We start from the raw sequence: 23,225 nt of genomic DNA, 5'->3' as shown, positions 1-23,225 counted from the left end.
TCAGAGCTCTCTGGGTTCACCGGGGTGAACCCCGTCGTAAGTGGTGAGGGTCAGTTGGCGAGATCGTCGACAGTGGCGTTCTCGTTGCGCGACAGGTTGATGCCGAGGTTGGCAGCAGCGCGCTCGAGATCCTCGTCGTCCGAGTCGGCCATCTCGATGGCGGCGCCGTCCGACGACAGCACCTCCACGTTCAGGCACAGCGACTGGAGCTCCTTGAGGAGCACCTTGAACGACTCGGGGATGCCCGGCTCCGGGATGTTCTCGCCCTTGACGATCGCCTCGTAGACCTTCACGCGGCCGACGACGTCGTCCGACTTGATGGTCAGCAGTTCCTGCAGGGTGTATGCGGCGCCGTACGCCTGCATCGCCCAGCACTCCATCTCACCGAAGCGCTGTCCACCGAACTGCGCCTTACCACCGAGCGGCTGCTGCGTGATCATCGAGTACGGACCGGTCGAACGAGCGTGGATCTTGTCGTCGACCAGGTGGTGCAGCTTGATGATGTACATGTAGCCGACCGACACGGGGTACGGGAACGGCTCGCCGGAACGACCGTCGAACAGCGTCGCCTTGCCGTCGGGGCCGACCATGACGTCGCCGTCGCGGTTCGGGAGCGTCGAGCCGAGCAGACCTGCCAGCTCGTCGTCCTTGGCGCCGTCGAACACCGGGGTCGCGGTGTTCGTGTTCGGCTCGGCCGAGAGCATGTCGGCGGGCAGGCGCTTGGCCCACTCCTCCTCCAGCTGCGCCGTGTCGATGTTCCAGCCGGCCTTTGCGACCCACCCGAGGTGCGTCTCCAGGATCTGGCCGATGTTCATACGACGCGGAACACCGTGGGTGTTCAGGATGATGTCGACAGGCGTGCCGTCGGGCAGGAACGGCATGTCCTCCTGGGGGAGGATCTTGCCGATGACGCCCTTGTTGCCGTGGCGGCCTGCGAGCTTGTCGCCGTCCTGGATCTTGCGCTTCTGCGCGACGTAGACACGAACGAGCTCGTTGACGCCGGGCGCCAGATCGTCGTCGTCGTCGCGGCTGAAGACGCGGACGCCGATGACCTTGCCGGTCTCACCGTGGGGCACCTTGAGGGACGTGTCGCGGACCTCGCGGGCCTTCTCACCGAAGATCGCGCGGAGCAGACGCTCCTCCGGGGTCAGCTCGGTCTCGCCCTTCGGCGTGACCTTGCCGACCAGCACGTCGCCGTCGCGGACCTCGGCGCCGATGCGCACGATGCCACGCTCGTCCAGGTCGGCGAGGACCTCGTCGGAGACGTTCGGGATGTCACGAGTGATCTCCTCGGCACCGAGCTTGGTGTCGCGGGCGTCGATCTCATGCTCCTCGATGTGGATCGAGGTGAGAGTGTCCTCTTCCACGAGGCGCTGCGACAGGATGATCGCGTCCTCGTAGTTGTGGCCCTCCCACGGCATGATCGCCACGAGCAGGTTCTTGCCGAGCGCCATCTCGCCCTGATCGGTGCAGGGACCGTCGGCGAGGACCTGGCCGGCCTCGACACGCTGGCCTTCGTCCACGATCGGGACCTGGTTGGCGCAGGTGCCGTGGTTCGAACGCTCGAACTTGCGCAGACGGAAGCTGTCACGCGTGCCGTCGTCGGCCATCACGGTGATGAAGTCGGCCGAGACCTCCTCCACCACACCGGTCTTGCCGGTGACGATGACATCGCCTGCGTCGACGGCGGCACGGAGTTCCATGCCGGTGCCGACCAGCGGCGACTCGCTGCGAACCAGCGGCACCGCCTGACGCTGCATGTTGGCGCCCATCAGGGCACGGTTCGCGTCGTCGTGCTCGAGGAACGGAATCATCGCGGTTGCGACGGAGACCATCTGACGAGGCGAGACGTCGAGCAGCTCGACCGAACCGGCCGGCACGAACTCGACCTCGGCGCCCTTGAGGCGAACGAGAACACGCTCGTCGGTGATGCGACCGTCGGCGTCGTAGTTCGTGTTCGCCTGACCGATGAGGTAACGATCCTCTTCGTCAGCGGTCATGTAGGCGATCTCGTCGGTGACGACACCGTCGACGACCTTGCGGTACGGCGTCTCGATGAAACCGAACGGGTTCACGCGGGCGTACACCGACAGCGAACCGATCAGGCCGATGTTCGGGCCTTCCGGGGTCTCGATCGGGCACATGCGGCCGTAGTGCGACGGGTGGACGTCTCGGACTTCGAGGCCTGCGCGCTCACGCGACAGACCGCCGGGGCCCAGTGCCGACAGGCGACGCTTGTGCGTCAGACCCGACAGCGGGTTGTTCTGGTCCATGAACTGCGACAGCTGGCTGGTTCCGAAGAACTCCTTGATCGCCGCCACGACGGGGCGGATGTTGATCAGGGTCTGCGGGGTGATCGCCTCGGCGTCCTGGGTGGTCATGCGCTCACGCACAACACGCTCCATACGCGACAGGCCCACGCGGATCTGGTTCTGGATCAGCTCGCCGACCGTGCGGAGACGACGGTTGCCGAAGTGGTCGATGTCGTCGACCTCGACGGGAACCTCGACGCCGCCGGGGACGGTCATGTTCGAGATGTGGTTCGGATCGGCCTCGTGCAGGCGCACCAGGTACTCGACCGTCGCGATGATGTCTTCGCGGGTCAGGACCGACTCGCCGAACATCGGGTTCGCGGTGAGGCCGAGCTTCTTGTTGATCTTGTAACGGCCGACGCGTGCGAGGTCGTAGCGCTTCTCGCGGAAGAACAGGTTCTCCAGCAGGCTCTCCGCGGACTCCTTGGTCGGCGGCTCGCCCGGGCGCAGCTTGCGGTACACCTCGAGAAGCGCTTCGTCCTGGTTGGACGTGGAGTCCTTCTCGAGCGTCGACATGAGGATCTCGGAGAAGCCGAAGCGCTCGGTGATCTCCTCACGCGTCATGCCCAGGGCCTGCAGCAGCACGGTGACGGGCTGGCGGCGCTTGCGGTCGATGCGGACACCCACGGTGTCGCGCTTGTCGACGTCGAACTCGAGCCAGGCGCCACGGCCCGGGATGACCTTCACGGAGTGAAGGGTCTTCTCGGTGGCCTTGTCGATGCTGGCGTCGAAGTACACGCCGGGGCTGCGGACCAGCTGGCTGACCACGACACGCTCGGTGCCGTTGATGACGAAGCTGCCCTTGTCGGTCATGATCGGGAAGTCGCCCATGAAGACGGTCTGCGACTTGATCTCGCCCGTGTTGTTGTTGATGAACTCAGCGGTGACGAAGAGCGGCGCCGCGTAGGTCATGTCCTTGTCTTTGCACTCGTCGACCGAGGCCTTGACCTCGTCGAAGTGCGGATCAGAGAAGGACAGCGACATCGAGGACGAGAAGTCCTCGATGGGCGAGAGTTCGCGGAGGACTTCCTCGAGTCCGCCGACCGGGTTCTCTTCCCCGCGGGCGATCGCCTTGGCGCGCCATTCAGGCGTACCGACGAGCCAATCGAACGAGTCGAGCTGGACGTCCAGCAGACCCGGAACCTCCAGAGGCTCGTCGATCTTGGCGAATGAGGCGCGGTGCGGTGCGCCCGGGATGATACCCGCTGTGGTTGAGGTGGACTGGCGGTCGAGAGCCAAGATGCGTCCTTCCAACACGAAGTTTCTCGGTGCGTGGCGTAGTAGCCATTGGCCGTGGGGCCACGTGCGTGGCGAAACAACCTGAAGAAAGAACGTGTGACCAGGACGATCACCATGGTGATCGGCGGATCAACGAACAGCAGACAGGAGGCAGCCAGCGCAACGTCCAACTGTATCAGAAGATGTCCAGGGCTTGTCAACCCGGAAAGGGACCGAATTCCAGCGGGCTGCCACCTGCGTGCATTCGGATGGTCACAGAGTGGACCGTGCAGGGGTGTCCCGTCAAGCGAACGCGCGGATTCATCTGGGAAAAACCCGGTGTGATCCGCGCGTCCGCGTGCCGATCAGTAGTTCTGAATCTCGCTGATCTGCCAATCATCGTGTCCGTGATCGGGGTCCCGAACCAGCGCAAATCGCACGTGCGGCATCACCGACTGGTCGATGGCGCCGCCCTTTGTGGTGCTCACGATCAACTTCGCCACTACAACGGCATTGTGATTGTCGAGCTCGGCAAGGCCCATCACGTCCACCCGACAATCGGAACTCGCCTGAGTCTGAGCGGCGAGCTTCTTCGACGTGGGCAGATACTGACGGAAGGCGTCGAGCGCAGCGCCCGTCAGCTGAGTCTCCGCTTCGGACACCCACTTGTCCATCTTCCGGTAGTCGAACTGGAAGGGCGCACACGCTCCGTCTCGGGCGGCGGCCAGAACCCGGTCGCTCTCACCTTGCGCGACGAAAGCCCGGTTGTCGCTGAGCTCTGCGCCCGGATGGAACGCAAGAATGGTCGCGATCACGCCGATCACGACGGCTACCGCCGCGATGATCGCCGCTAGACGGTAGGTACCCGCCGTATCGTTCACTCCCGGCTCCACGTCAGCGGCGGCTTTCGCCCGCTCGGACGCGCTGCGTACTTCGTCCGCTCGTCGCCGCTTTCGCTCGACACCCGAGATGGCGGTCGTCGCCTCTACAGCGGCCGCTGGTTCAACGCTCGCGTCCCGGCGAGCAGTGGCATCCGACGAGATCTCGACACGCGCAGTGCTTCGACCCGCGACACGCGGCGTTCGACGCGACTTGTTGGAACGTTCGGCAGCCATCAGTTTCCACCTTCCTGGCTGGGGCCGGGCACAGGTGTCGAGTCCGAATCGGAGTAGGCGATCTCCGACAACGGGACGATGTCGGAGGCCTTCCACACCCCGTCTTCCTTCACCATCGTCATCAGATACGACAGTCCTGTCGGCTGCTGCGGGGCACTCGACGCAGTCGCCTCCGACAGGACGAACACCTTCGCTGTACCCTCGTCCGCGTTCACCTCGGTCGCGGCGCTCGTGATGATCCGCACCTTGATCGAGTTGGCCTTGTTCTTCGCGTCCTCGACCTGCTGGATGAGCTCCTGGGCCGACTGGTCGACAGCCTGCTTCAGGGCGTTCCCTGTCAAGGACGACGACAGGCGCTTCTGCCATGCGTCCATGTGCGCGGGGTCGACGGTGAACGTGTTGAGGACCGCTTGTTCGGCACCGTCGACCGCACCGATCCTGGCCTGATCCCGCGCAGAGTCGACAGCGTAAGCGCGAATGCCCGTGTAGCCGAAGTAGGCGAGGCAGACGACTGCCACCACGAGCGCAGCCGATGCGCCCGCGAGCGCGAGCGAGGCCAACCAGTGCCTGCTCGACCCGTCGGACGTCGACCCTCCGCCGGCCGACTTCGCCTTCGACTCCGTGGGCGTGTCGGACTCGCTGTCGGACACATCGTCGTCGGAGTCTTCGCCGCCGCCGACCGGATCGGTCTTGGCGAGAGTCACCTCGTCGGCGGCACTCGTGTCAACGACTTCCGTGTCGGCGTCGGACTTCGTCGGACTCATCGTCGGTTCGTCGACAGAGTCGTCAGCGCCGACGTCGTCGGGGTCGGTCCCGTTGTTCTCGTCAGATTTCATCGTGCGCCACTGTACCTTTCCGCAGCAACGAGAACGGCCCGCCGACGCCTGTGATGACTGTCGGCGAGCCGCTTCGCGAACTACTTGGCATGCACTCCCATGAGCCCGGCCAGCTGGGTGGCCAGCGGGTTCAGGTTCAACTTGTCGGGATCCTTCTTCGGCTTGTTGTCCCACGGCTGCGGGAAGTCCGGGTTGGCGAGCGCCGCACGGTTCGCGCTGCGAACACCAGTCGGGTTTCCCACCGGGACGTCACACGTCGCCTTGGTGTTCATCGGGAAATCGTCGTAGTTGATGTCGAAGTCGGGGTTCCGCTTCTTCATCTCCGCGATGATCGCGTCGGTGCCCTCGTAACCGACAAGGCAGCTCGGCGGGTTCTCGGTCTCCAGGACGATGCCGAAGTGGATCTGGCCGTCGCCCGGAGCGGGCGAATGACTGCCTGCGGCGAGCGCCGACAGCAATGCGAACGTGATTCCAGTGGTGAACGCCGCGGGCTCCGTGTAGTGGACAGTCGCGCCCAACTGGTGGATCAGCTTGCTCGCGTCGTCGCCGTTGCTCTGGATGAAGTGCGAGAGCGACGACGCAGCGCGCGGACCGTTCGACAAGATGCGGCGGATCGCCGGATCGGATCCGGCCAGCGTCGCGGTCACCAGCTCGAGGTTGCGCGACCAGGTCAGGATCTCGTCCGACTGCTCGGCCTGCGTGCCGAGGACCACGTTCGAGTTCTTGATCAGCGAGATCGTGTCGTCCAAGTTCTCGACGCCACTCTGAGACAGTTTGTCGAGGGAGTCGACAAGACGGGTCAGATTCTCACCCTGGCCATTGAACGCCTTGCCGAGTTCGGTCACGACGGTCTTGAGATCGTCCACGGGGACGGTCTTCGTGAGGCTGATCGCGTCGGAGATGACGTTCTGCAGCTTCGGCGGCAGCGCGTACTCCTTGATCGTGTCACCGTCCTTGAGGACGGGACCGTCCGCAGACGTCGGCTGCAGGTCGATGAACTGCTCACCGATCGCGGAACGGTTCGTGACGACAGCCTTCGCGGACGCGGGCACATCGGCTGCGCTCGAGTTCATGTTGAGCGTGACCTCGACACCGTCGTTGGTCATCTGCATGTCGCCGACGAGTCCGACGGGCACACCGCGGTACGTGACCTCTGCGTTCGGGAAGATGCCTCCGGCGTCCTCCATCGGCAGAGTCACGTGGTAGGTCGACAATCCGGCGAGTTTGTCCAGTCGCGCGTACTTGCCGCCGACATAGACGATCGCGAGGACGCCGACAACGGCGAACACGATCAACTGGATCTTGACGAGACGGCTGATCATGCGTCGTCACCCTCCACGAGTGCGATGGTTCCGGCCATGAAGTCCGTCTGCGACGGCAGCGTCGCGTACTGGTTCGACGTCCGCTTCTTCTTCTTCGACGTCGGCTTCTTCACGCCGTTCGCGCTAGCCGGGTAAGTACCCCCGGACGGCGGAGTGTTCGGTCCGCGCTTGGAGTTGAGATCCGGCGGCAGCAGCGAGATCGTGGGCCAACCCCAACGCGGGCCGTTGCCGTTGATGTACGGGTTGTTCGGGTCCACCTTCGGCGGATTGACCTTCGGCGGGCTGTACTTCGGGGTGCCCTGACCGACGCCGAGCGCTTCCAACTGATTCAGCAGTCGCAGGTCGAGTGTCATGAACAGGTTCGTCGCATTGCCCTGGACCGCAGGCAGGAGGTCGTCCGGGAACGGGTGCGTCAGCATCAGCGGAACGGCCGTGATCGCGTCCTGGGCCGACTTCGACAGCTCGGTCAGGATCGGGCGAAGCGCCTTGAGGTCGTTGATGATCTCGTCGTGCGCCTTGCCCAGGATGTCCGTGCCGACCTTGCCGAGGTCATCGAGCTTCGTCAGCAGGTCGACGAACTGCGGGCGCTGCTCCTCGAGCACCTGCACACCGGCGGGCAACTCATCGAGGATTCGTTCGATCTGCGTCGTCTGGTTGTTGGCACGCTCCGAGAGCCTGCTGACGCCGTCGATCGCTCGGACGATGTCGTCGCGCTGCGCGTTCAGACCGGTGATCAAGGTCTCCGTCTGGCGAAGCAACGAAGCGAATCGGCTCGGATCCGATCCGATCGACTCGTTGATCGAGGTCACGATCGGCTCAAGCTGATTGATGCCGCCACCGTTGAGGAGCATCGACAGAGCGCCGAGCAGTTGCTCGATATCCGTTGTCGTGCGTGTACGCCCGTTATCCGACTTGATCATCTGCGACTCCGGCTGACGCGGAGTCGACGACGTCACGCCGTCCGGCTCGGACAGCGAGACGAACTTCTCACCGAGGAGGTTCGTCTGCTGGATGGCCGCATGCGACTTGTCCGAGAGGTCCACCGAGTTCTTCACCTTGACGGTGACCACGGCCTCCCACGAGTCCTCGGGCACCTCGATCTTGGTCACCTGACCGACCGGGATGCCGTCCATCTTGACCATCGACTGAGGAACCAGGTCGAGAATGTTCGCGAACTGGATTCGGTACTCACGCGGGTTGTCGCCCACGTCGACGCCGCCGGGAAGCGGCACCGACTGGATGCCTGCACACGCGGACGTCACCGAGACGACAACCGCCATGACGGCTCCGACGGCTGCGGCGCGCGAACGCTTACTCAGCGTCACCTTCATCACTTGCCTCCGGGGAGTCGCGGATCCGGGTTGCCCGAGTTCGTGCCGGGGGCCGGATTCTGCTGCTGCTTCTTCGCGCTGAGGATGCCGAACGGAAGGATCGGCAGCATCGGTTCGAGCACACCGCTGGTGATCTGCTTCGACAGATCCTTACAGCCGTTGATCAGCGGAGCCATCTTCTTGCTGAAGTCGATCGCCAGCGGATTGCCCGGCATCAGATTCTTCAGGTCGAGGAAGCGACACTGCGCTGCGAGCGGATCCTGCAGGTCCGTGAGGTTCAGTCGCATCGCCAGGGTTCCCGACTCCGCGTCGTACGCGTTGATCAGGTTGGAGATGGTGACCGGCAGAACAGTGAAGATCTCCAGCAGGTGATCCTTGTTGTCCAGCAGTGCCTGGCCTGTCGGCTGAAGGCCGCGGATCGCCTTTCCGAGTCGGTCGTTGTTGTCCGAGATGAACGTGGCGACGTCGCCGAGTGCGTACGACAGCGTGTCCAACGCCTTTCCGAGCTGATTGCGCTCGCCGGCCATGAACTGGTTGAACGACGCCATCTGTGTGTTGAACTGCCGCACCTGAGAGTCGTTCTCGCGCAGGGCGCCGACGAAGACGTTCAGGTTCGAGATCGTCGACGACAAGTCGCCTCGACCGTCGGACAGCGTGGTCGCGGCCTTCGACAGATTCGTGATCGCCTCGCCGAGCTTGGCGCCGTTGCCGTCGAGGTTCTTGGCCGCAGTCGACACGAAGTCCGTGACTGCGCCGTTCTTGTTGGCACCGTCCGGCCCGAGCGAGACAGACAACTTCTGAAGGTTCTTGTAGATCGCATCGATCTCGACAGGCACTCGCGTCTTGTCAGTGCCCAGACGAATCTCGCTGTCCGCCTCTGCACCACCGTCGAACGCCGGCGTCAACTGAATGTAGCGGTCGGCGACGATGGACGGGATGATCTGAACCGCGCCGACGTCCTTCGGCAGTTGAACGCCGCGGTTCACCCGCATGTCGACGTCGACGACGTCGCCGTTCGGTGTCACCTTGGTGACTTTGCCGACGTCGACTCCGAGGACACGCACGTTGCTTCCCTCGTAGATGCCGACTGCGCTGCTGAACGTGGCGTGCACGGTGGTGGTGCCGACCAGCGTCGAGGCCCACCAGCCTGCTGTGCCCAGGATCAGCACGAGGATGGTGCCGAGTGCGCCGAAGACGATGTTCCGCTTGTTGAACACCCCGGACTCGTTGTCTGCCGTGGTCATCGGCCCCCCGTTCCGCCGTTGTTGAGGTTCTTCTGCATATTGGGCGGACGAGTGGTGTTCTGCTGCGGCAGTGCGGGCGGCAGCAGGTTGGTGACCGCGGACTCGAACCAGCGACCGTTGCCGAGCACGTTCGCGTACAGGCGGTAGAAGGGCGCCATGTACGTGATCGTGTCGCGCACGTTCTGATTCTGGCGGGTCAGCATGTCCGTGACTCCCTCGAGGGAGGCCAAGGCCGGTCCGATCTGAGCTTCGTTGTCACGAACGATTCCCGTCAGCGCACGACTGAGGGTCGTGGTGCTCGCCAGCAGAGCGGAGATGTTCCGCTGACGGTTGTTGAGTTCTTCCAGCAGCGTGCCGGCGCCCGCGATGAGGCGGGTGAACTCTTCGTTGCGATCGGCCAGGATCTTCGACGAATCCTTTGTCGCGCGCAGCAGTCGCTGCACCTCCTGGTCTCGACTGGCGATGGTGTTCGAGAGCCGCGAGATCCCCTCGAGCGACGGGCCGATGTCGCCCGATGTCCCGGAGAAGGCGTTCGCGAGCGTCCGGAGGCTCTTCGCCACATTGTCGGTGTTGACGTTCTCGATCTGATCCGCCGCATCGCCGAACGCCTCGATGACGTCGTACGGAGCGACCGTGTCGGTGAACGTGACATCCGGGTCTGCGAGCTTGCTGCCACGGGGGTTCAAAGCCAGGTACTTCTGACCGAGGACGGTCTTGATCTGGATGGAAGCCTGGGTCTGATCGCCGATCCACGTGTTGTTCGCGCGGAAGTGGACGTCGACCTTGTTCCCGTTGAGCTCCACTCCGGTGACCTCGCCGACCTTGACACCCGCGACGCGGACCTCATTGCCGGGCTTGAGGCCGGCGGCTTCGGAGAACGCTGCCGTGTACTGTGCGCCCGCACCGAGGAGCGGGAGGTCCTTCAGGTAGAAGGACGACACCGAGATCATGATCAGAATCAGCAGACCGAGGCCGCCGATGCCCGTTGCACTGCGACGGCCGGCGAACCGCCTGCTCTTCTGCGGCGCCGGGGCCTCCTGGTCGGAGGCGTCGGGTGTGTTCGGCTGTGTCGTCATGTCACTCCCCCGGTCGCTTGTTGTCCTTCCAGCACCGCGTTGCGGCACTGGTGTACAGGACGTGGTTGATGTCAGGAAGGCCGACCAGCGGCTGCGTCAGCAGCGTCGACTTGCCGTTGCCCGCGACGACGTCGATGCCGCACAGGTAGAACTGGAACCAGGAGCCGAACGTGGCCGCACGACCGATCTTCTGCAGCTTGACCGGAAGGTTCGTGAGAGCCTTCTCGACCTCGTCGCTGCGATCGTTGAGCTGGTCGGACAGCGACTTGATGCCTGCGATGTCGCCCTGAATCGCAGGACGAGTCTTCGACAGGATCGAGCCCATGACCGTCGTCAGGTTCGAGACGGACGCGACCGCCGAACCGACCGAGCCACGCTGTGCGGCGAGACCCGTGACGAGCTTCTCCGTGTTGTCGAGCAAGCTCGTGAACTGGTCGTCATTGCGGTTCACGGTGTCGAGGACCTTCGTCAGGTTCGTGATCATGTCGCCGATCACCTGGTCCTTGTCGGCCAGCGCGTTCGTCAGCTCCGACGTCTGGGTGATCAACTGACTGATCGTCGTGTCCATGTCGCCTTGGAAGACCTTGATGACGGTCTCGGCGAGCTTGTTCATGTCATCCGGGGTGATCTGCTTGAACAGCGGACGGAAGCCGTTGAACAGTTCCGTGAGGTTCACGGCTGGATGCGTGTTCTGCACCTTCGGATCCGTACCGAACGTGAAGTCCTTGCCGACCGTCTGGGTCGCATCGCCGACGCCCTTCTCCAGAGCGACATACCGGAGTCCAGTGAGGTTGCGGTAACGGATGTACACGTTGGTACTGGCAGGCAGCGAGTCGCGGTCGACGTTGAAGGTCACGAGCGCCTGATTGCGGTTCGTGATCTCCACGCTCTCGACCTGACCGACACGCACACCGGCGATGCGGACGTCGTCACCTGCATTGAGCATCGCAGCGTCGTTGAAGACTGCCTTGAAGCCCGTTCGGCCGCCGCCGCCGGCGTTGGCGATGGTCAGTCCGAGCATGGCGGTCGCGATCGCAGTGATCACCGCGAACACAACCAGCTTGATGAGGGGTGCTGTCAACGATCTCACTTGATCGCCACCTCGGTTCCCTGCACTGCTCCTCCACCGATGTAAGTGACCCACGTCGGGACGTCTGCAGGCTGCACGCCGCTCGAGGCGCCGTACACGATCTGCATCTGCTTGACGTAGTCGGGGTCGTCGTAGACGGTTCCGGACGGGCTGCTGCTGAACTGCGGCTGGGGCAGTTCAGGCCACGTCGTCGGACCTGCGTTGCGCGACGGCGGCTGGTACGAGCCGTCCGGCACGCCACCGCCCGGGTACTGCGGGAACGGGCGACCGTTGGTCGCGGGCTCGTAGCAGCGGGCTGGCGGGTCGCGCCACAGCAGACGCGGCTCGTCCTGATTAGGCAGGTAGCGTCCACGCGGGTTCACAAACTGCAGGTTCACGCGGACACCGGGATTGTCGGTGCCCTTGCCGACGATGTCGCCGACCTTCGGGACGATCGTCGCGAAGTTGTGGAACATGCAGGTGAACGTCGGGGACTGCCGTGCGAGCGGGACCAAGAACTTCTCCGAGTCGATCGCCAGGTTCAACAGGTCGCGACGGTTCTTCCGCAGGAACTTCGTGGTGTCCGTCGCCGCGACGCCGAGAGTCGAGATCAGCGTGCTGAAGTCGCCCTGGCGCTCCACCAGCGTGTTGCCGGTGACGCGAAGCGAATCGAGCGCGTCGATCACGTCGGGAAGCGCCTCGGAGTAGGTCTGCGAGAACGAGGCGAGGCCGCGCAGCGTGCCCTGCAGGTCGTCCATGTTCGCGTTGACGCGCTTGAAGATCGTGTTCAGCCGGTCGATGGTGCCGCCGAGCTGCTTGCCCTTGCCGCCGATGGCCTGCGAGATCGATGTCAGCGTCACGTTCAGGTCCTGCGGCGGAATCGCCTTCAGGACCGGCATGAGCGCGTCGAACAGATCCTCGACCTCTGCGGCGCTGCCACGGGGGTCAGTCTTGATCGTCTCACCGTCGGTGAGCGATCCGTGGCCGTTGGTCGGCACTGTCAGCGAGACGAAGCGCTCACCGAACAGCGTCTTCGGCAGCACTCGGCCCGTGGTGCCCTGCGGCAGTTCCTTGGCCTTGTCGGGATCGAGCCCGAGTTCGACGAGTGCCTTGCCGCCCGGCTGCACCTTGATGCTTCGGACGGTGCCGACGATGACGCCGCGCGCCTTGACGTCGGAGTTCTCCGCGAGAGCGTTGCCCGCGTTGTCGGTCTGCAGGGTGACCGTCGTGTACTTGTCGAACGTTCCCTGGAACTTCAGAATCGACGCCGCCAGCAGTCCGAAGACCACGACGAAGAACACCAGACCCAGCAGCCTGCGTTTTGCAGTCGCCACGTTTTCCTAACCTCCGACTCGGACCGACGTGGTGGTTCCCCAGATCGCCAGGCCCAGGAAGAAGTCCATGACCGCGATCAGCACCAGAGCTGCGCGCACCGCGTGTCCCACGGCCACGCCGACGCCTGCGGGACCACCGCTCGCGTAGTAGCCGTAGTAGCAGTGCACCAGGATGATGACGAACGCGAACACCAGCACCTTGCCGAATGACCACAGCACGTCGGCCGGTGGCAGGAACAGGTTGAAGTAATGGTCGTACGAACCGGTCGACTGACCGTTGAAGACCGTGTTGATGGTGCGCGAGGCGAGGTACGCGGCCATCAGGCCGAGCACGTACAGCGGGATGACGGCGACGAAGCCCGCGATCACGCGCGTGCTGACGAGGAACGGGATGGACGGGACCGCCATGACCTCGAGGGCGTCGATCTCCTCGGAGATGCGCATGGCGCCGAGCTGGGCGGTGAAACCGCAGCCGACCGTCGCCGACAGTGCCAGGCCCGCCACCAGGGGCGCGACCTCACGCGTGTTGACGTACGCCGACAAGAAGCCGGTCAGTGCCTGCGAACCGATCTGATCGAGGGCCGCGTAGCCCTGCATGCCGACCACGACACCGGTGAAGCCCGACATCAGGACCATCACGCCGACGGTGCCGCCGATGACCGCGAGGCCACCCGAGCCGAATGCGACCTCAGCCAGGAGGCGCATCACCTCGCGGGTGTAGTGAATGAGCGTCTTCGGAATCCACGCGAGCGTGCGCCCGTAGAACGACATCTGTTCGCCGGCGCCGTCGAGGATCTTCAACGGCTTGCCGAGCTGCTTGCGCGCCTCGTACAGGTAGTACTCCGGGCGGCTCTTGGAGACTGTCACACCACGTGTCATGGCTAACTCACCTTCGCCGGGACGATCTGGAGGAACACGGCCGTGATGATCAGGTTCGCGAAGAACAGGAGCAGGAACGTCACGACGACGCTCTGGTTCACCGCGTCGCCGACGCCCTTCGGGCCGCCCTTGGGGTTGAGGCCCTTATATGCGGCGATGACACCGGCGATGACACCGAAGATCGCGGCCTTCAGCGTCGAGATGTAGAGGTCCGGCAGCTGCGCGAGCGCGCCGAACGAGGCCAGATACGCACCGGGCGTTCCGCCCTGCACGATCACGTTGAAGAAGTAGCCGCCGCCGATGCCGACGACTGCGACGAGTCCGTTGAGGAGGACGGCCACCAGGACCATAGCCAACACGCGTGGCACGACGAGGCGCTGGACGGGATTGATTCCGAGCACCTCCATCGCGTCGATCTCTTCGCGAATGGTTCGCGAACCGAGGTCGGCCGCAACGGCCGATCCTGCGGCGCCAGCGACAAGCAGCGACGTCACCAGGGGCGAACCCTGCTGGACGACGACGAGCACGCTCGCCGCGCCCGTGTACGCCTCAGCGCCGAGTTGCTTGATCAGCGAGCCGGTCTGCAGCGACACGATCGCACCGAACGGGATCGCGATGAGCGCCGTCGGCAGAATCGTGACGCTGGCGATGAACCAGGCCTGCTGAATGAACTCGCGCAGCTGGAACGGCCGCACGAAGAGCTGGCGGGCGACGTCGACGAACAGCTGAACGATGTTGCCGGTCTGGGTGAGAGCACCCTCCCCGGCCTTCGCGAGCTTGTCGACGCCACGCGTGGTGGCACTCGTCATGCCTGGTTACTCCCCTGTCCCTTGGACTGGTCGATGATCGCCGTCTCGATGGCCGAGGTGTCGATCGGCTGCGTGAACGCGTCGTCGCCCGCGGGCTGAGCGACGGCGGTCTTCGCCAGATCCGGGCGAGTGACGACGTCGGTCGCCTGGTTCGCCTGAGCGTTGCCGTGCACGTCGGTCGGAGCGACGTACACGCCCTCCGGGCCGCCCGGGAGTCCGGTGTAGACGGCGTTCGGATCACTGAAGTCGGTCTGCGACAGCGCGACCAGCGTGGTCGACGTCTCAGGCGACTCCGCTGCACGACGGTCCTCTTCGGCGATCGAGTTGCGGATCGCGTGCTGCGCATTCTCCGGGAGGGTGTGCAGCATGTTGAGGACGTTGGCGCGGTGGCGGATGGCGGCCTTGCGGACGGGCATGCCCGGGTTCGGCTGCACCTGCGGGATGATCTCGGAGAAGTCGTCCGAGGTACCGCCACCGGAGATGCCTGCGGCCTGCATCGCGGCCTCTGCGGCTGCGACCGACTCGTCCTTCTCCTCGGACATGCCGATGGGACCGAAACGGTCGCCGGAGAGGAACTGCTTCACAACCGGCTGCTCCGAGGTGAGGAGCTGCTCGCGCGGACCGAACATGACGAGTTCCTTGCGGAACAGCATGCCGATGTTGTCCGGGATGGTGCGGGCGATGTTGATGTTGTGCGTGACGATGAGGATCGTCGCGTCGATCTCCGCATTGATGTCGATCAGCAGCTGCGAGATGTACGCGGTGCGGACCGGGTCGAGACCCGAGTCGGGCTCGTCGCAGAGGATGATCTGCGGGTCGAGCACGAGGGCGCGGGCCAGGCCGGCACGCTTGCGCATACCGCCGGAGATCTCGCCGGGGAGCTTGTCTTCGGCGCCCGCCAGACCGACCAGCTCGACCTTCTCCATGACGATCTTGCGGACTTCGTCTTCCTTCTTCTTCGTGTGCTCACGAAGCGGGAAGGCGATGTTGTCGTACAGACTCATCGAGCCGAAGAGCGCGCCGTCCTGGAACAGGACGCCGAACAGCTTGCGGATCTCGTACAGCTCCTTGGCAGAACACTGGGTGATATCGGTGCCGTCGATGATGACGGAGCCCTGCTCGGGATGCAGGAGGCCGATGAGCGTCTTCAGGAAGACCGACTTACCGGTACCGGACGGACCCAGGAGAGCGTTGACCTCGCCCGCAGGCAGCGTCAGGCTGACATCTCGCCAAATGTTCTGTGAGCCGAACGACTTGGTGAGTCCCTCGACTGTGACCTCAACTCCCACTGCGTCCCTCCAGACGTTTCAGATACCGAATGGCTTCTGTTGTGCCCATCCGTGGACACGAAACCTGCGAGCTTTAGCCCCCGCTCACTCCGGTGTGCCGTTTGTGGCTGCGGTCACTGTAACCCACCGCGTGGTATGACACACCTTCGGATCACTGTGGTGACCAGCCCTGCGATGCCATTACTCAGCGGTAACTTTTGTTTTGTGAGCTGAGAATACTCGAAGAAGCGGGTTAGGCCAAAGTGAACGCGGTCCGATCCGACACGCCGATGTGGCCTGCTTCACATAGGTGGATTTACGGACACCGAATACGACGAAAAGGGCCCGCAGGGAAGTCCCTGCGGGCCCGATTCGAAGCCGCCTAGGCGGCCTCAGCGCCGTCGTACGACGGCATCAGATCACTTGAGCGAGATCTTGGCGCCGGCCTCTTCGAGCTTGGCCTTGGCAGCCTCGGCGTCGTCCTTGCTGACCTTCTCCAGGAGAGCCTTCGGAGCACCCTCGACGAGATCCTTGGCTTCCTTCAGGCCCAGACCCGAGACGACCTCACGGACGACCTTGATGACCTGGATCTTCTTGTCGCCGGCCGACTCGAGCACGACGTCGAACTCGTCCTGCTCAGCAGCGGCGTCGGCGCCGGCAGCCGGAGCACCGGCAGCAGCGACGGCGACCGGAGCAGCAGCGGTGACCTCGAAGACCTCTTCGAACTTCTTCACGAAATCGCTGAGCTCCAGCAGGGTCAGTTCCTTGAACTGCTCGATGAGCTCGTCAGCGGTGAGCTTCGCCATGGTGGCGTCCTTCCGTAATTCCCCGCCGGTGCGGGGGCGCCTGCGATGCAGGCCCGATCATGGGTGTTCGACCAGCTCGCGCCGGTCTGGGTGGAGAGCGTGAGGTCTCAGGCGGCGTCGCCCGAGGCCTCCTGCTTCTCCTGCAGAGCCGCGGCGAGACGCGCGACCTGCGACGCAGGCTGGTTGAACAGCCCTGCAGCCTTTGCCAAGTTGCCCTTCATGGCACCGGCGAGCTTTGCCAGCAGAACCTCGCGGGACTCGAGATCGGCGATACGCTCGACCTCGTCCACGGACAGCACACGGCCGTCCATGTAGCCACCCTTGATGATGAGGTTCTTGTTCTCCTTGGCGAACGTCTTCATCGCCTTGGCAGCTTCGGGAAGCTCGCCTTCGATGAATGCGATCGCTGTCGGACCGGTGAACAGCTCGTCGAGGCCCTCCACGCCCGCCTCTGCGGCGGCACGCTTGACGAGGGTGTTCTTGGCGACGGAGTAGGTTGCACCTTCACCGAGCGTGCGACGCAGGGTTCCCAGCTGGGTGACGGACAGACCACGGAATTCCGTGATGACCGCCGCGTTGGAGCCCTTGAACTGCTCGGTGATCTCTGCGACTGCAGAAACCTTTTCGGCCTTAGCCATACTTCGCCTCCTCTCGTGTCACTTCACGTCGACCCGGTTCCACCGAGTCGAATCGGACCCAGATTCCGTTGGTTCGCAAGAAAGCGAAAACGCCCCGGGCACAGGAGGCACGGGGCGTACAGAAGCCAACTCGAGAGTGTGGCGGCGGTATTCCTCGTTCATCCTGCGTGGGTCGCCGGCCGGAGCCGGACCTTCGATCGGGACTCTCGTCCACGATGACCAACGGTCTCTGGTTGAACTTTGATGCACCGAGCGGACTCGGTGCGTCGCCCAATAGGCTAACGGCTATGACCGACGATGTCGAATCGACGCGGGCCGCCGCCGCACAGGAGGCCCTTCGGGCCCGCCACCTCCGCAGACTCGGCGGCTGGGTTCCGTTCACCAGGATCGGCGTCGTCGCATGGCCGCCCGCTGGTCGGCCCCTGTCCAAACAGCGCATCACGTCGTCCTGGAACTACTGGTGGCAGGCACACCTGGTGGACACCCTCGTCGACGGCGCGGTCCTGCGCGATGACGAACGGTGCGGCGCCGACGCGGTCCGACTCCTGCGCGGCATCCGGATCCGCAACGTCGGACGCTGGACCAACAACTACTACGACGACATGGCGTGGCTCGGCCTCGCGATGGAACGCCTCGACCGGCATCTGCCGGGCCGCACCGGCACGGGTCATCTTCGTGGGCTCCGCACCCTTCGGGACGTCATGTACGACGGCTGGTCTCCCGAGCTCGGCGGCGGGATCCCCTGGCGGACCACCGATCACTTCTTCAATGCGCCTGCGAACGGACCGGCCGCGATCCTTCTCGCGCGCGCCGGACGTCCCGAGCGCGCGATCGAGATGGCGAATTGGCTGCACGAGAACCTCACTCTCCCGTCCGGTCTGATCGGCGACGGCCTGTGGCGACGGGCCGACGGCACCCGCGAGTTCGACGACGCAGTCTTCACCTACTGCCAGGGCGTCGTCCTCGGCGCCGACGTCGAGGCCTATCGACTGAGCGGCGATCCCCTCCATCTGTCACGCATCGACACGCTGCTCCACGCGGTGTCCGACCGCATGACCGTCGACGGCGTCATCCGCGGTGCCGGCGGAGGCGACGGCGGACTGTTCGGCGGAATCCTCGCCCGCTACCTCGCTTTGGTGGCGACTGATCTTCCAGACACCGCATCGGACGTCCGCGCCCGCGCCGCAGCGATCGTCACTGCGAGCGCCGACGCCGCGTGGACTCACCGCGCCGAGGTCGACGGGCTCCCGATTTTCGGCCCCGACTGGTCCACACAGGCCGTTGTGCCGTCCACCGAAGGGCCGACGGCACAGAAATTCGGCGGCGCGGTCGCATCGTCGAGGACCCCCGAGAGAGACATGTCTGTGCAGGTCGGAGCCACGATGCTCCTCGAAGCCGCAGCACGCGTAACGAACCGGTCACCGGAGCACAACGGTTACGCCACTCCCGATTAGGCATCTGGAATGCCTTCGTTTTTAATGGAATGACGTTCGCGAGTGATGTGGGACACAGACGAGAGGGTGATCGAGCGTGACTCTGGAGTTGAGCGCCGGCCACGGCGAGTTCGCCGGGCTCCACCGCAACGGTGTTCCCGCCTACCGCGACGCCGACGGCGGAACCGCTGCGCGCGAATGGCGAGCGGCAGTCGAAGGTCGTCAGCCGTACCCGCGGGTCCACATCGACCGCAGCATCACGCTCGACATGAGCGACGGCACTCGCCTGCGCGCCACCGTCGTCCGGCCGGCGAACGTCCTCGGCACACCGGTCAAGACGCCGTTCCCCGCCGTACTCAACGTGAACCCGTACAACCGCGCGGTGCTCGACGCGATCGACCACGGTCTTCACGCACCGGTCATCGGCAACGCCGTTCGGACCGCGAGCAACGCGATGACCGCCGACTCCGGCGCCCTCGGCGGCGTGTCCCGGATCGGCAGGACATTCGGCACCGGGCTGTGGGACGTGTTCGGCATCAACCGGAATCTGGTCCGCTCGGGCTATGTGCAGGTGATCGTCGACGTCCGCGGCACCGGCTCGTCGCACGGCAAGTGGGAGATCCTCTCGCCTCGAGAGCAACAGGACTCCATCGAGGTCATCGACTGGATCAGCAAGCGGTCATGGTGCGACGGAAACGTCGGCATGACCGGATGGTCGTACTCGGCGATCAACTCACTGCAGGCCGCCAGCCATCGCCCGCCCGCCCTCAAGGCGGTGTTCGCGGTCGAAGGCAGCGAAGACGTGGTCCGGGACGTCTACATCACGGGTGGAATGCCATCGGCATTCATCCCACTGTGGTTGGCGCTCGTCAACGGCCTCAAGTGGCTGCCGAATCCGGCGACCGGCGTGGCCGACCTGCTGCGCGGCGACGCCTATCGGTGGCTCCGAGATCGCGTGAAGTCACCGGCGTCTGAGATGCCGTCCCTGATGTGGGGCTTCCTGACGGCACGCGACGACCGCATCTTCGACGACCCGTATTTCACCGAACGCAATCCGATCATCGAGAACATCGAGTGCCCCACGTTCACGATCGGCGGATGGCACGACCTCTTCGGCCGCAGCGCGACCCGCGTCTACCAGAAGCTGCAGATGGCGCCCGGTCGCAAGCAGATGCTCGTCGCCGACGGCTATCACCTCGATCCGGGATGCGATCACGGTGCACCGCACCGTCCGCCTCGCCTCGACGTGCTCGAGCGCGCGTGGTTCGACAAGTGGCTCAAGGGCATCGACAACAGCGTCGAGGACTACGGCCCGGTCACTATGGAGCAGCAGGGCGGCATGTGGTCGTGCGGCACCGCGTTCCCTCGTTCAGAAGTGACCCCGCGCAGACTGTTCCTCACCGAGGACTCGTCCGGAACCGCAGCGCACACCCGCCACGACGGAGGGCTGTCCGCCGAACCCGCTCATCGCCGTCGCGCCCTGCACGTACGCCCGGATCTTCGCGGATTCCGGTCCCGAGACCTGGCACAGGTCACTGCCGGAGCCGCGATCGTCCTCGGCGACGATTTCTCCGTCGACGCCCGCTATCAGGAGCACGGCGCACTGTCGTTCACCAGCGAGGCCGTCGACGAGCCGACCCAACTGTCCGGCGAGATGAACCTTCGTCTCAACGTCGCCACCACCGCGCACGAAGGCATCTGGGCGGTCACCGTGAACGACGTGGCGCCGGACGGCACGTCCCGCGTGTTGACCAATGGAGCGTTGACCTCGTCGAATCGTGCTCTCGATCCTTCGCGGTCCACGTACACGCCCGACGGTGTGCTTCTCGACGCCGTGCACTACCTCTCCAGAGAGCGGCGTCTTCCGGTCCCGGCGAACGAGCCGGTCCGCATCGACATAGATCTTGTCCCGACCGACGCCGTGCTCGCGCCTGGGCATCGCCTGCGGGTGGACGTCTACGCCGCCAGCCTGCCCCGTTACCTGACGATCGTGCCGGACCTGATCAAGGCGCGCGGCCGTCGTCAGCAGTTGGTGCTCGACCCGAACAAGCCGAGCTACCTGACCTTCCAGACCGACGGCGCTCTCGGAGCCGATCCGGTTCCGGTCGTCAGTGCACTCCGGCCTCTGTGAACAGGATCCGGTAGACCAGACCCACCTCCGGTCCGAGGACCAGTCCGACGAGGTCGATGAGCGTGTCGACGAACGACACTCCGTGCATCTGACCGTCGTCCCTCGGATCCAGGTGATGCGCCACTTCGTGCAGCACCACGAGTTCACGCAGGGCCCAGGTCCCCTCCGCGGAGTCGGGGACTGCGATCACGTTTCCTGACGCTTCGTAGTGCGCTGCGCGGCTGCCCCTTCTGCGACGGACCCGTACCGGCGTGGCCGCGTTCACGAAGCGCTCGCGGACCGGACGGAGAGCAAGGACGCCGTCGACGTACCGGGCTACCGCGTCGACGTCGCCGAACTTGGCTTCCGCGGGGACCGTGAGCGTTGTGCCCGCGATCTGGACCGTATGCGCTTCCCCACCGGGACGGTCCATCAGGCGATGCGCGATCCGCTCCGTCTCGTACACCCTCCCCCGGTTCGCATCTCGCACCCGCTCACCCTACCGACGGCCCCTCGGATTCCGAGCGCGAGTCCACCCCGGGGCGATCGTCACAAGTCGAAGTGCGCTTGTGTCCGGTGCAGGGTGTCAGCGGACGCACGGAGTCCGGCGGCCTCATCGTCTGAGAGCGACACCGCCAGCCGCTCGCCTGCACCTCGCGCGTCCACGATCGTGGGCAGGGAGAGACAGACGTCATCGATACCTTCGGGGCCGTCGGCGATCAGCGTCGAAACCGGCAGCACGCGGTGTTCGTCCCCGAAGATCGCCTCCGTGATTCGGACGGCGGCGAGCCCGATCGCATAGTTTGTGGCGCCCTTGCCTGCGATGATCCGGTACGCCGACTCGACGACATCACGTCGGATCTGCTCGCGGACTGCGGCGTCGAGCGGGTCTCGTCCCTCCAACGGTCGCCACTGGTCCAGCGGGACCGCGCCGATGGTGGCGGTCGACCACAGCGGTATCTCGCTGTCTCCGTGCTCGCCGGCGATGTACGCGTGGACGTTCTGGACCGCGACACCGCAGTGGATCGCCAGCAAGTGCCGGAGCCGCGACGTGTCGAGTACCGTTCCCGACCCGAACAAGCGGTTCGGCGGGAGACCGGTGAACTTCAACGCCGCGTACGTGACGACGTCGACGGGATTGGTGACCATGATGAACACGGCGTCGGGCGCCGCCGCCACGATCGGCGGAAGTGCGCGACGAGTCAATTCGATGGTCGCCTCAGCGAGTTCGAGACGGGACTGCCCCGGCTTCTGTTTTGCACCGGCCGTGAAGATCACGACGTTCGAGTCGGACGCCACCGAGGGGTCGCTGCCACCGATCACCGTGGCGCCGGGCACGAATTCGAGGCCGTGCCGCAAGTCGAGCACTTCCGCTTCGACCTTCGCCTCGTTCACGTCGAGCAACGCAACGGTCCGGGCGACTCCCCTGATCAGCGCCGCGTACGCGATCGCGGTTCCGACTGCACCTGCTCCGACAACAGTGAGTTTCAGCCTGCTGACCTCCATGCTCAGACGGTAGCCGCGATGAGACCGCTTGGCACGAGTTACCGCCGAACCCCTCAGCGTTCGATCCTGCGGCGACCGCTCGGCAACGTCGGTTCGCCGGGGCCCAACCGCGCCCTGCGACCGGCCCGATCGCCCGCCTGCCGAGCCGCCGACGAGTAACCCGAGCGCGCCGACGTCGGACGCCAGGTGCCGCGCGCCGTCGTCGCCTGTGAATAGAAGTCCTTGACCTCCAGTTCTTTGTTCCGCAAAGCGAGCGCCGTGGATCCCGATCTCTCGTCTGCGACTGCCGACTCCACGGACATCGCCTCGGCGCGCTGTTCGTCCCGTGCTTCCTGAAGCCGACGTCCGATCCGTTCCGCGAACGCCGACTGGAAGTTGAGCCGGGCGGTGATCGGCGAGAGCGGCTTCTCTTCGACAGCTTTCCGACGGAAGTACCCGGAACCGACGGTGACCACCTGCCGAGCCGTCTGCCCTTTGTATCCACCGGACTTCAGGTACGCGTCGCTGGCCGCGACCATCTGAATCACCAGCGACGAGTACAGCGCCTCGGTCGCGTCGATGTCGGCCTCGAACCCGTACGCGATGACATATGTCGAGTTCGACGCCACGTCGCACGTCAGGTCGTTGGCACGGGCTATCTGCACGAACAGTTGGACGTAGGTCTTCAGTCCGCGTTTCCCGGCTTCGCCGATCGTGATCTGTCGGGTCAGTGGGACAGCGGCCGCTCGTGCCGCCGGGTCGTGTGCCCGCGCCAACGCGAGGTCGATCGACGACGCCGTCGCCAACCGCTGAGCGGCGGCCATGAAGGCCTCGGCCTCATGCTCATTATCGGTTCCCTCCGCCTGCCGTAGCAGTCCGGCGATGCGGGTGAGCAGCTTGTCGTCGCGCATGTCCCACAGGTTATCGACGTCCCCCGACA

The 23,225-nt window shown here is 64.8% G+C and carries 19 protein-coding genes; 2 read left to right on the top strand and 17 right to left on the bottom strand.

Annotation, left to right across the window (positions count from 1 at the left end):
* Nucleotides 1-50: 50 nt before the first annotated feature.
* The 14 genes from rpoB to rplJ form a co-directional block, all read right to left on the bottom strand.
* Nucleotides 51-3,551 carry a DNA-directed RNA polymerase subunit beta gene (gene rpoB / locus WFK36_RS01435; protein ID WP_008377551.1) on the bottom strand — a complete coding sequence of 1,167 codons (3,501 nt, stop codon included), beginning with the start codon at nt 3,549-3,551 and terminating at the stop codon, nt 51-53.
* Between the two features lie 344 nt (nt 3,552-3,895).
* A complete protein-coding gene (locus WFK36_RS01430; RefSeq protein ID WP_336789049.1) occupies nt 3,896-4,645 on the bottom strand; it encodes a hypothetical protein in 750 nt (249 codons plus the stop codon).
* Nucleotides 4,645-5,481: a hypothetical protein gene (locus WFK36_RS01425; RefSeq protein WP_336789047.1), complete on the bottom strand. Its 837-nt coding sequence runs from the start codon at nt 5,479-5,481 to the stop codon at nt 4,645-4,647. Before WFK36_RS01425 ends, WFK36_RS01430 begins: the two co-directional genes overlap by 1 nt.
* 80 nt (nt 5,482-5,561) lie before the next feature.
* Nucleotides 5,562-6,803 (bottom strand): MlaD family protein, encoded by a 1,242-nt coding sequence (locus tag WFK36_RS01420; protein ID WP_336789045.1) that lies wholly within the window; start codon nt 6,801-6,803, stop codon nt 5,562-5,564.
* The gene (locus tag WFK36_RS01415) at nt 6,800-8,134 is read right to left on the bottom strand and encodes an MCE family protein (RefSeq protein ID WP_336789043.1); all 1,335 of its coding nucleotides are present in this window, start codon (nt 8,132-8,134) and stop codon (nt 6,800-6,802) included. Before WFK36_RS01415 ends, WFK36_RS01420 begins: the two co-directional genes overlap by 4 nt.
* Complete coding sequence (locus WFK36_RS01410) at nt 8,134-9,378, bottom strand: MCE family protein (RefSeq protein ID WP_008377546.1); 1,245 nt, start codon at nt 9,376-9,378, stop codon at nt 8,134-8,136. Before WFK36_RS01410 ends, WFK36_RS01415 begins: the two co-directional genes overlap by 1 nt.
* Nucleotides 9,375-10,454, bottom strand: a complete 1,080-nt coding sequence (locus WFK36_RS01405; RefSeq protein ID WP_336789040.1) for an MCE family protein — start codon at nt 10,452-10,454, stop codon at nt 9,375-9,377. The genes WFK36_RS01410 and WFK36_RS01405 overlap by 4 nt, the downstream gene beginning before the upstream one ends.
* A gap of 1 nt (nt 10,455) precedes the next feature.
* Nucleotides 10,456-11,544, bottom strand: a complete 1,089-nt coding sequence (locus WFK36_RS01400; protein WP_008377544.1) for an MCE family protein — start codon at nt 11,542-11,544, stop codon at nt 10,456-10,458.
* Complete coding sequence (locus WFK36_RS01395) at nt 11,541-12,857, bottom strand: MCE family protein (protein WP_008377543.1); 1,317 nt, start codon at nt 12,855-12,857, stop codon at nt 11,541-11,543. The genes WFK36_RS01400 and WFK36_RS01395 overlap by 4 nt, the downstream gene beginning before the upstream one ends.
* A 6-nt stretch (nt 12,858-12,863) precedes the next feature.
* Entirely contained in the window at nt 12,864-13,736 is an 873-nt protein-coding gene (locus WFK36_RS01390; RefSeq protein WP_008377542.1) for an MlaE family ABC transporter permease, read from the bottom strand.
* Between the two features lie 2 nt (nt 13,737-13,738).
* A complete protein-coding gene (locus WFK36_RS01385; protein WP_008377541.1) occupies nt 13,739-14,545 on the bottom strand; it encodes an MlaE family ABC transporter permease in 807 nt (268 codons plus the stop codon).
* On the bottom strand, nt 14,542-15,834 hold the full coding sequence (locus WFK36_RS01380; protein WP_336789036.1) for an ABC transporter ATP-binding protein: 1,293 nt from the start codon (nt 15,832-15,834) through the stop codon (nt 14,542-14,544). Before WFK36_RS01380 ends, WFK36_RS01385 begins: the two co-directional genes overlap by 4 nt.
* 398 nt (nt 15,835-16,232) lie before the next feature.
* Nucleotides 16,233-16,619, bottom strand: coding sequence for a 50S ribosomal protein L7/L12 (rplL, locus tag WFK36_RS01375; protein ID WP_008377539.1), 387 nt, complete (start codon nt 16,617-16,619; stop codon nt 16,233-16,235).
* Nucleotides 16,620-16,726: 107 nt separating this feature from the next.
* Nucleotides 16,727-17,257: a 50S ribosomal protein L10 gene (gene rplJ / locus WFK36_RS01370; protein ID WP_008377538.1), complete on the bottom strand. Its 531-nt coding sequence runs from the start codon at nt 17,255-17,257 to the stop codon at nt 16,727-16,729.
* Between the two features lie 287 nt (nt 17,258-17,544).
* On the opposite strand from rplJ, the gene WFK36_RS01365 reads away from it, so the two are divergent.
* Nucleotides 17,545-18,711: a glycoside hydrolase family 76 protein gene (locus WFK36_RS01365; protein ID WP_336789031.1), complete on the top strand. Its 1,167-nt coding sequence runs from the start codon at nt 17,545-17,547 to the stop codon at nt 18,709-18,711.
* A gap of 88 nt (nt 18,712-18,799) precedes the next feature.
* Nucleotides 18,800-20,821, top strand: a complete 2,022-nt coding sequence (locus WFK36_RS01360) for a CocE/NonD family hydrolase (RefSeq protein ID WP_419717466.1) — start codon at nt 18,800-18,802, stop codon at nt 20,819-20,821.
* Here WFK36_RS01360 and WFK36_RS01355 read toward each other — a convergent pair.
* Genes WFK36_RS01355 through WFK36_RS01345 form a run of 3 tightly spaced genes read right to left on the bottom strand, consistent with a single transcriptional unit; the run spans nt 20,799 to nt 23,196 of the window.
* Nucleotides 20,799-21,290 carry a TIGR04338 family metallohydrolase gene (locus tag WFK36_RS01355; RefSeq protein WP_336789027.1) on the bottom strand — a complete coding sequence of 164 codons (492 nt, stop codon included), beginning with the start codon at nt 21,288-21,290 and terminating at the stop codon, nt 20,799-20,801. The two genes, WFK36_RS01360 and WFK36_RS01355, sit on opposite strands and share 23 nt — an antisense overlap.
* Before the next feature lie 59 nt (nt 21,291-21,349).
* Nucleotides 21,350-22,306: an L-lactate dehydrogenase gene (locus tag WFK36_RS01350; RefSeq protein ID WP_336789025.1), complete on the bottom strand. Its 957-nt coding sequence runs from the start codon at nt 22,304-22,306 to the stop codon at nt 21,350-21,352.
* Nucleotides 22,307-22,359: 53 nt separating this feature from the next.
* A complete protein-coding gene (locus tag WFK36_RS01345; protein ID WP_336789024.1) occupies nt 22,360-23,196 on the bottom strand; it encodes a DUF2786 domain-containing protein in 837 nt (278 codons plus the stop codon).
* Nucleotides 23,197-23,225 lie beyond the last annotated feature (29 nt).

The organism is Gordonia malaquae, assembly GCF_037148075.1.
Classification (GTDB): domain Bacteria; phylum Actinomycetota; class Actinomycetes; order Mycobacteriales; family Mycobacteriaceae; genus Gordonia; species Gordonia malaquae.
Note: the sequence above shows the minus strand (reverse complement) of the source record. Positions and strands in the feature narration are given on the sequence as shown.

Coding starts and splice junctions, on each gene's coding strand:
- WFK36_RS01430 (WP_336789049.1), bottom strand. CDS start 4,645: ATGGCTGCCGAACGTTCCAACAAGTCGCGTCGAACGCCGCGTGTCGCG.
- WFK36_RS01405 (WP_336789040.1), bottom strand. CDS start 10,454: ATGACGACACAGCCGAACACACCCGACGCCTCCGACCAGGAGGCCCCG.
- WFK36_RS01345 (WP_336789024.1), bottom strand. CDS start 23,196: ATGCGCGACGACAAGCTGCTCACCCGCATCGCCGGACTGCTACGGCAG.
- WFK36_RS01390 (WP_008377542.1), bottom strand. CDS start 13,736: ATGACACGTGGTGTGACAGTCTCCAAGAGCCGCCCGGAGTACTACCTG.
- WFK36_RS01410 (WP_008377546.1), bottom strand. CDS start 9,378: ATGACCACGGCAGACAACGAGTCCGGGGTGTTCAACAAGCGGAACATC.
- rplJ (WP_008377538.1), bottom strand. CDS start 17,257: ATGGCTAAGGCCGAAAAGGTTTCTGCAGTCGCAGAGATCACCGAGCAG.
- WFK36_RS01420 (WP_336789045.1), bottom strand. CDS start 6,803: ATGATCAGCCGTCTCGTCAAGATCCAGTTGATCGTGTTCGCCGTTGTC.
- WFK36_RS01365 (WP_336789031.1), top strand. CDS start 17,545: ATGACCGACGATGTCGAATCGACGCGGGCCGCCGCCGCACAGGAGGCC.
- WFK36_RS01385 (WP_008377541.1), bottom strand. CDS start 14,545: ATGACGAGTGCCACCACGCGTGGCGTCGACAAGCTCGCGAAGGCCGGG.
- WFK36_RS01350 (WP_336789025.1), bottom strand. CDS start 22,306: ATGGAGGTCAGCAGGCTGAAACTCACTGTTGTCGGAGCAGGTGCAGTC.
- WFK36_RS01425 (WP_336789047.1), bottom strand. CDS start 5,481: ATGAAATCTGACGAGAACAACGGGACCGACCCCGACGACGTCGGCGCT.
- rplL (WP_008377539.1), bottom strand. CDS start 16,619: ATGGCGAAGCTCACCGCTGACGAGCTCATCGAGCAGTTCAAGGAACTG.
- WFK36_RS01415 (WP_336789043.1), bottom strand. CDS start 8,134: ATGAAGGTGACGCTGAGTAAGCGTTCGCGCGCCGCAGCCGTCGGAGCC.